Source organism: Thioalkalivibrio sp. ALJT (assembly GCF_000381825.1).
Lineage (GTDB): Bacteria > Pseudomonadota > Gammaproteobacteria > Ectothiorhodospirales > Ectothiorhodospiraceae > Thioalkalivibrio.
The window spans coordinates 178,903-186,914 of the sequence record NZ_KB907126.1; the positions used below are offsets into that span (position 1 = coordinate 178,903).

Sequence of the window (8,012 nt, forward strand, 5' to 3'; positions counted from 1 at the left end):
AAGAGGGTAGCTAAACGGACTCTAAACGGGGACAGATTTATTTTCTCTCACCGCCCCCGCGACACGGACGGCCAGGGCGGCGGCGCTCGATACACCAACCAATAATTTGCTCCACCTCCTCCACAAAACGCGGATCACCAGTAAGCTGCCCACGCTGCACCGCCTCACGCAACAGCAACAGCTCCTTATCCGGTATACCCCGCTCTACGAAGCGGGCATAACGCTCGCGCCGTTCGGCCTCATCAGCCGCAAGGCCAAGGTACGCAGGGTCCAGATCGATCCAGCATTCCACCTCACCCATGCGTTGAAGGTAGCTGGACCAGGGATAATCCTCAGGAGCTGACACCATGCCTGCCCGCACCGGGTTCAACTCGACATAGCGCGTGCAGGCGACCAGATATGTATCCGTCTGAACCGGGCTCGACTTGTAGCGCCCTTCCCACAACGTGCCAGATCGGCCCTCGAGCCGATTGCGATACCGAGTGGCCCGCGCCGCCAGCGCCTGCATAAGCCGCCCCATTGCGGCAGTTTCCTCACCGGGCCCCAGAAGCAGGTGCACATGATTGGTCATCAGGCAGGACGCATACACCCGAATATCCAGTTCGGCACTCAGCTCCCTCAGATCCTCCAGGTACCGCTCGTAATCCTCCTGCCCCGCAAACACCACCTGTCGATTGTGTCCACGCTGCACCACGTGGTGCGGTATATGCGGCAACACCACTCGCGCCATCCTTGGCATACCGTTCCTCCTGTGTCACGCCGCCATAGCCTTGCGGCAAAAATAAATCTGTCCCCTTTTTAAAACAGGTGTTGGTAGAGTTCGACGAGCTTGTGCTCCTGCTCCTCCCAGTTCAACGCGGCTGCGGCAAGCCGCGCGTTGGCCGCGAAACGGGCCCTCAGCGCCTCGTCCCGGACCAGGCGTTCGATCGCTTCGACGAGGGCGTCGGTATCGTCCGAGGGCACCAGCAAGCCCACTTCATGGGTACGAACGATCTTCCGGATCTCGGGAAAATCGCTGGCGACAACCGGCAAACCAGCGGCAATGTACTCAAATAGCTTGTTCGAATCAGTGGTGAAGTGGTTCAGACAGGTGTTCTCCAGCGCCTGCACACCAATATCGGCAGAGGCCGTATATAGCGGCAGCTCCTCCAGAGACACCGTCGGAATGAACCGCACGCGCCCCCCCAGTCCAAGCGTATCCACTTGTTCCGCCAGCTCTGCCGCCATACGACCGCCGCCAATAAATACAAACGCGGCCCCGGGGATTCGCGTGGCGGCAGCAACAATCCGGTCGAGGCCGCGGCCTGGCTGGAGCCCTCCTTGATACAAAACAACCGGACGCGACGAATCGAGCCCCAGCTCATCACGGATACGGCTGCCAGGGGGCACAACCCTGTGGCGCGGGCGGTTCTGCAGCACGACCGGTCGGCGAACGTGGTACACGCGGGCAAAAAACGCCGCCCGCCGATCGGTGGTCGTAATAACCCCATCCGCGCGCGGCAGCAGCCACCGTTCCACCCGTACAACCAGCCGGCGGAAGCTCTGGTATCCCTCGCGGCTGGTACTAATCTCGTGAGCGTCGTACACCAGCCTGGCCCTTGCCAGACGCGCGGCCAGCCAGGCTGTCGGAAGCGTATTCACATCGTGCGCGTGGACCACATCGGGACGCATCCGCACCATCGCCGCCAGCAGCCGAAGGTGGGTCACCGACCGTCCAAGAACCCAAACGATACGCCGGAGCCGGCCCAACCGGGCACTGCGGTTTGGCGCTCCTGCCCCATTCGGCATAACTTGAGAGGCCGCACCGGGGCCGCCATCAGCCTGTTCGCCCGTTCGACCACCGCGCCGCCAGCCCCAGAAAGGGCTCCTCACCACTCGCTGGACTCGCACATTCCCCGGGAGCTCCTCACAGCACTCCGTAACCCCGGGAGTATGCAATGCGTGGACTGTCACCTCATGACCATTCGCCCCGAGCGTCTGGGCCTCTTTGAGCACCCGTGCATCATTCTGGAACGTGTTCCAGACCACCATGGCCACACGCTTCACATGCGGCCTCTTTCATCACGGTCGCGATTGCTGTCCATCACCTCAACAGGTGGGTCATCAGCGTGTATCAACGGATTGCCCAGCAGCTGCGCGGCTGTTTCCAGCGCGGCCTTATACTTGCCGGCCTTGACCTGCTGCTCCAGGTCCCAGCAGCCACGTACCAAATGCAAGTGTTCCGGCCCAAATCCCGCGGGCAGGTCATCACGCACCTCTTGCAGCGTCACGACCGCCGCGGCCAGGTCCTTGTCGTTCATGCCCCCGGGGATCACCGCGCCGATGGGCTCCAGCGACCAGTCGCCCCAGCCCATAATCGAGTAGCCACCGGCCTTGTTCACCACGACATCGTACGGGCGCAATCGCTGCTTATGCACGTACAACGGCATTGCCATCAAACGAGCACATAACGTGCCGCGCAGCATGCGCAACTGCGCAAGGCACCGTGCCTCGTCCGAGGTATCAACGGCCACCTCAAGCCGCTGTATCAGGTCATCCGTCAGCCTCTCCGCCAACAGCGGCTGATAGCGAACATAAACCTCCACAAGCCGTGGAGGTGGCGGCACAGCCCAGAGCTGAAGATAGACCTCGCTTTCCACCCATCTTTTCCAATCCTTGCCGGTAACCGGTTCGCCGTAGGTACATAGCTGAGCGGCAAACTCACCCACCTCCAAGCGACTCACGGTTACCGGGGCCGGCAGGACGCTCGCTGGCAAATGCTCGAACAAATAGTCCTCCTTCTCCAATTGCGAGCGCGCCTTGCGATCGTAAACCTGCAACTGATACGGCTCTTCGGCGCCGGTACCGGGATCAGTGCGGATCACATGAAAATCACCCGTACGCCGAGCCAGGCAATCCTGCCAGCGGACCACCACCGATCCCGGCCTGCCAAGCTTTGCGAATTCACCCGCCACAAGGGCCTCGCGAGAGGGTTTGTCGAACAGCTGCCGCAGATCCTGACGCTCCTTACGCTCATTCTCCTGAAGTTGATGATCGCGAAAAACCAGGGCATTGATCGCCAGCTTCTGCTGAGTAAGCGCCACACCCTTAGTCGCAATCTGGCTCAGGGCCGCCAGGATGTGCCGCAACATTAGCACGGAGATGATCGCAAAGAGCAGATTGCCCCCCTCGCCCCAAACAAACGGGTAAAGCAGGAAAAAGAAGCCGGCGAGAAAAGTGATCGCCGCCATCACCGCCAGCCAGGACCCGAGTTTGTCGCGCAACAGACGGCCCCAAACATTCGGGACCGGGCTGGTCACCGTGATTGCCGCCAAAACCGAAACCAGATACTGCACCGCCAGCAGCGCCGAGAGGAACACGAGCAACGGCAGATTGATCAGGGCAAGCACGGCCCCGCCACCGAGCACAAAGAGCGAGGCGGCGCAGATGTCGCCGAAATCGCGATAACGCTGCCGCGCCTTCTCTCGATCGTCGCCCGCCGTGGCCAGCTCGCTGGCATCGCGGAGGATGTCGACACTCCCGGCCGCAGCCAGCTTCTCCGAGACTGCGGCAGCGATCAGGCTGAGGATGTAGGAGACCACCGCCGCCACGGCGAGCCCGATGATCCAGTCCATCTTCTGGGATGGATCGATGAACGGGAAGTAGCGCGGCACTCCATCCGAACCAGCCAGCAGGATGATCTTCAGAGGCAGCAGAAAGGCCAGCAGGTTGGTGACGCGCTGAGTAAGCAGCGACAACACCAACCCCAGCGTGGTCAGCGGGCGCACCCACACAAAGACAAAAAGCACCCGGGCCACCCATACGCCAAAGCGGCCCGTTGCGGTCAACAAATTCATGGAAACCTTTCCGAATCAGGGCTTACCGCGCTCTTCAGGGAGCGAAAAATCCAGCCCCAGCGCCCATTCCGGGTGGGAATCATCCTCCAGCGCGGCACTCACCATCGGCGAGCGCTGCACGCCAGCTCCAGCGCGTGTCAAACGCCCCAACCCCTTCTCCAGCGCATAGTACTCGACCTCGAAACCGTAGTCCGCGGCCCAGCGCTCACAAATATCCTTCTCTTCCTGGCGGATGGTGTCATCCATCCACACCTCGGCATTGGGTGAGAGCTTGTCGGCCAGTGCAGGCAACGCTGGATAGCGGCTAAACAGGCAGGTTGCCCCGGGCGGGCCATCCACCCACAGCAAGTCGACGTTCTCGACACCTTCCAGCAACTTCATCGGGTACCAACGGGAGGGCTGTTTGGCGTCTGCCGGGTTCAGATGTTCCCCTTTCCAGGGAACCAGATCACCAATGCACAAGTCGACCCACCCCCCGAGGTCTTCACCTTCCAGGGCACTGCGCGTCTGCTCGCCGTAGTACGCACTATGTTCAAGGGAAACCAGGCGGCCCGTCCCGTTCTGACTAAGCGCGTCGGCGATCACAACGGTCGACGCCCCACCCCCGCACTCGACCACGACACCAGGACGGGTCGACATGATGTGCGTGTGAAGCCGCAACAACACATCGGGAGACGATGCCCAGCCCCGCAGCGGCGGAAGTTGTCCCTTGATCGCCAGACGCCGCTGCAGCCACGCGAGGCTTTCCAGCTGAGCGTAGAGACGGTTCTGCACGATGATCAGATCCCTGGTCAATTTCCCAGCGTGCTCCTTGCTCGCCTGCAGAAAACGATCCTCCAGCGCCTCCAGTTGGGTTAGAAAGGACTTTTCAACATTCTGGTTACTGGGCTCAGACATGGCGGGCTGACTCCTGGGTGGAAATGGAACTCAATTTGACACTGGCAGCAGAAAGCTTTCGCTCGGGCGCTGCCACAGCACGTACGAAACCACGTATCTGGATAGCCTTCCCACTATCTTGGGGCGCTAACGTAAAAGTGTGAACGGCGGAGCGCTCATACCAACGAACCTGGGTCCTCTGGCCATCAATCAACAAGTAGAACGCGTACTCAACCTCACCTTCTATCACTCCCTCCATCAATACACAGCGCCCGGTGACCCGGTCGACATCCATCTCGGCATACACGCGGAGCGGCACACTGCAGATGGCGGCCCTCTCGCTCGCCGTCAAAGGGTGCTCGATAACTTCCAACGCAGCCGACCCGGCGTCCAGCGGCCTTGCCGTTACCACAACAGTATCTTCCACCTTGATGGCAGGGACGGGCAATCGCCACTGGCGCCCCCCTTGTAAACGGACGGTATGAACGTCCTCGTCGCCATTGATGCTCAGACTCAAGTCCCACCCCCTCCCCATGGACGGTGCCAAGGGCTCATCGCCACGGCACAAAGCCACCTGCAGGTAGTCACGATGGACAGTAACATCAAGCACCGGAGGTGGCGGTTCCTTGGGCAGTAGGTCCGCCAAGTGCAAGCGAATCTCCCCGATCTGCGCTTCCGCCTCAGATGCCCGAAGCGCAGGTGGGGTATCGGCAAGGCTGAAACTCCACCAATGATGGGTGACAGAAGCAGGCTGGGTGACCTGCAAGGTACACTGCCCACGGGAGCCGCGCAGACGATGCTGCTGGGCCAGGCTCAGGGGCTGCTGGCCCGACTGAAGCCACAGAGTGCGATGACTCGACGGCAGGTAGAGCGACACCGCGCCTGACTGCTCCCCCCAGTAGGCGTCCGCATCGCCGTGCCAGTGGTAGGCCACGGACACGTCCGGCGCGGCTACCACCGTATCGCAGACCACGACATGGTCACGGCCCAGCCGCCACAACGTGCGCGTGACGGTGTCCACCTGGGCTTCCATGGAATAGCAGGCGGTCAGATCGACCACCGCATAGGCGCCTTCTGCCTCTGACGACGTCTGGCACTCGCCTGAATAGAGCAGCCTACCGGCCTTATGGGCCTGGCCATGGCCGTTGATCACTGGCGTGTTGTGCGCCTCCGGGCCAAGGGTAAAGTCCCGCTCTGCCGTCTTGAGGTACTGCTGATAGCCGGGGTCGGTGATCCACCAATGGCCAGCATGCCCAATCAATAGGGTGCCGCTATCCGCCTGGATATGGTTCATCGGTGAGCGGCACAGCGACATGACCACACTCAGGTCATCGTCACCCAGCCCGGTGGCGAGCGTCACCGCCGCGGTGCTTTGCTGAACGACAGGCACTGCAAGGGTGCAGCCATGCTGGCTGTCGCGAGACGTCTTCGGTGGAGTGACATCTTCCCGAGCCGCCTGCTGTTCAGCTTGCTGAGCGCGAACCCAGAGCGCATCGGCCCGCACCCATTCTGCGGACACCGCATCCAGCAGGGTTTCACGGGAGAAGCTGAATGCCCACTGCTGCAGCCGCGCCAGAGCCGACCACACAAACGGCATTTCCAGCGGCTCTACATCGCCGATCTCCGCCGAGTGAGCAATCTGCCCCGGGCAGGCCAGTCCGCGGGCCTGATCCTCCAGATCCTGCATCGCCGGATGGTGAACAATGCTCTCGATCACAGCGCTGGACTGGGTGCTCAGCCAGCCCAAGGCGAAGTTGTAGAAATAGCCGTCGTAGGAGATCCCCTCGGTCAGCCCTTGGTGGTAAAGCGCCAAACGCGCCTGAAAGAGTTGCAGAAAGCGGGAAGAGAGCCGCCCACGCTCGGGATGATCAATCACCTCGGCGGCAGTGGCCAGCGCCGCCTGAGCAATCAAGGGGATGTTGTGCAGATGCTGGTGGGGCGACGGCTTGGCAAGCAGGGCATCTGCTGAGGCCAACGCCTGTACTGCTGGTGGCACCAAGTGCATGCCCTCCTCCACGGCACGCTGAAGCGCACATCGCAGCACCTGCTGGGTCGCCTCAGGCAGCCAAGCCCAGTCGCGCAGCGCCATGGCCATCAGCTGCACCGCATGGCCGTAGGGAAGATCCAGCTTATTGGCTACCGTATAGCGCGGCCACTGGACCAGTGCTTCAAGATCTTCGATGCAGCGATCACGGGCCAACGGATCATCCAGAAACGAGCCAGCCCCACTCAGGGCATAAAGGCGTTCTTCGAGCGCCCACAAGCACCAGATTTGCCAAGGATAGGGCTTGGCAAAGCCCCTGACCTGCGTGTCCAGCTCAGGCAAGGCCGTTACCGGCAAGGGAAGCGACCAGCGCCGGCGGATGCGGTGGCAGAAGAAAGCTAAATGTTTGGCGTTGAGGTGCTGATCAAGGCGTTTAGCTTGCTGCGAGAGCTGGTCGTTCAAGTGTTCTCCTGTTGAGTTAGCGCGTTTCCAGCTAGCTTCTTCTCCCAAGCCCAGGCGTGGCGGATGATTATTTCGAGATCAGCATACTGCGGCTGCCAGCCAAGCTCACGCCGGGCCAAAGTGGCATCGGCCACCAGCTGAGGCGGGTCGCCGGGGCGGCGGCTGCTCTCATTCACTTTCAGCGTGCGCCCATCCTCAGCTACTACATGCTGCACCGCTTCGATCACCTGCTGCACCGAATAACCCTGGCCATTACCCAAGTTATAGGCCAGCGCCACTGCTGTCCCACTTAATTCAACGAGATAGCCCGATTCCTGGGCCGTTTTCGATACAATGGTTTCACCACAAAACGTTGAATCGAAACGAGGAATCGGGCTATGGCCTACCATGCTACTGTACTTCGTCAGCTTCTCCAATCCGTGCCACGACTTGAATTCGAGCGCCTGGCGACGAAGCTGGATGGACCGCGCCGGAGCGATGCCCTTTCCCGCTGGAGCCAGTTCCTGGCCCTGGTGGTCGGGCATGTGGGGCAGCGGCACAGCCTGCGTGATATCGAGGCGGCGCTGATGAACGATCCCCCGCTGCGCGATCACCTGGGAACCCGTTCGGTCAGCCGTTCGGCGCTGGCGCGGGGGAACGAGAAGCTCAACGCGGATTTCTTCCAGGAGCTCTTCGGGCTGCTGTACACGCGGCTGCAGGCCAGTGGTTCCGTGCCGGGCAAGCGCTTTCGGTTCAAGGGCAAGCTGTTCTCGCTGGATGGGTCCTTGATCGACCTGTCGATGAAGGTCTTTCCCTGGGCGGACATCGCACCGAAGAAGGCGGCCTTCAAGTTGCATCTGGGGCTGGATCATGAC

Annotated in this window: 7 protein-coding genes; 1 reads left to right on the plus strand and 6 read right to left on the minus strand. The window is 61.4% G+C overall.

Going from position 1 to position 8,012, the window contains the following annotated elements:
* Positions 1-37: 37 nt before the first annotated feature.
* The 6 genes from G332_RS0108630 to G332_RS0108655 are packed head-to-tail and all read right to left on the minus strand — an operon-like array spanning position 38 to position 7,547.
* Positions 38-739, minus strand: coding sequence for a transposase (locus G332_RS0108630; RefSeq protein ID WP_026340726.1), 702 nt, complete (start codon positions 737-739; stop codon positions 38-40).
* A 59-nt stretch (positions 740-798) separates the two neighbouring features.
* Complete coding sequence (locus G332_RS0108635) at positions 799-2,031, minus strand: glycosyltransferase family 4 protein (protein ID WP_081619788.1); 1,233 nt, start codon at positions 2,029-2,031, stop codon at positions 799-801.
* Between the two features lie 11 nt (positions 2,032-2,042).
* Positions 2,043-3,836, minus strand: coding sequence for a hypothetical protein (locus G332_RS0108640; protein ID WP_019626599.1), 1,794 nt, complete (start codon positions 3,834-3,836; stop codon positions 2,043-2,045).
* 15 nt (positions 3,837-3,851) lie between these two features.
* Complete coding sequence (locus G332_RS12815; protein WP_019626600.1) at positions 3,852-4,733, minus strand: class I SAM-dependent methyltransferase; 882 nt, start codon at positions 4,731-4,733, stop codon at positions 3,852-3,854.
* Positions 4,726-7,158 carry a heparinase II/III family protein gene (locus G332_RS0108650; RefSeq protein WP_019626601.1) on the minus strand — a complete coding sequence of 811 codons (2,433 nt, stop codon included), beginning with the start codon at positions 7,156-7,158 and terminating at the stop codon, positions 4,726-4,728. The genes G332_RS12815 and G332_RS0108650 overlap by 8 nt, the downstream gene beginning before the upstream one ends.
* On the minus strand, positions 7,155-7,547 hold the full coding sequence (locus tag G332_RS0108655) for a GDP-mannose 4,6-dehydratase (protein WP_196800057.1): 393 nt from the start codon (positions 7,545-7,547) through the stop codon (positions 7,155-7,157). Before G332_RS0108655 ends, G332_RS0108650 begins: the two co-directional genes overlap by 4 nt.
* Positions 7,548-7,577: 30 nt before the next feature.
* On the opposite strand from G332_RS0108655, the gene G332_RS0108660 reads away from it, so the two are divergent.
* Positions 7,578-8,012 (plus strand): DUF4372 domain-containing protein (locus tag G332_RS0108660; protein WP_196800058.1); only part of this gene is annotated, 435 nt, incomplete at its 3' end.

What these genes read in the sequence shown, in the direction of transcription:
- G332_RS12815 (WP_019626600.1), bottom strand. Translation starts at nt 4,733, where the DNA reads ATGTCTGAGCCCAGTAACCAGAATGTTGAAAAGTCCTTTCTAACCCAA.
- G332_RS0108640 (WP_019626599.1), bottom strand. Translation starts at nt 3,836, where the DNA reads ATGAATTTGTTGACCGCAACGGGCCGCTTTGGCGTATGGGTGGCCCGG.
- G332_RS0108655 (WP_196800057.1), bottom strand. Translation starts at nt 7,547, where the DNA reads ATGGTAGGCCATAGCCCGATTCCTCGTTTCGATTCAACGTTTTGTGGT.
- G332_RS0108630 (WP_026340726.1), bottom strand. Translation starts at nt 739, where the DNA reads ATGCCAAGGATGGCGCGAGTGGTGTTGCCGCATATACCGCACCACGTG.
- G332_RS0108635 (WP_081619788.1), bottom strand. Translation starts at nt 2,031, where the DNA reads ATGGTGGTCTGGAACACGTTCCAGAATGATGCACGGGTGCTCAAAGAG.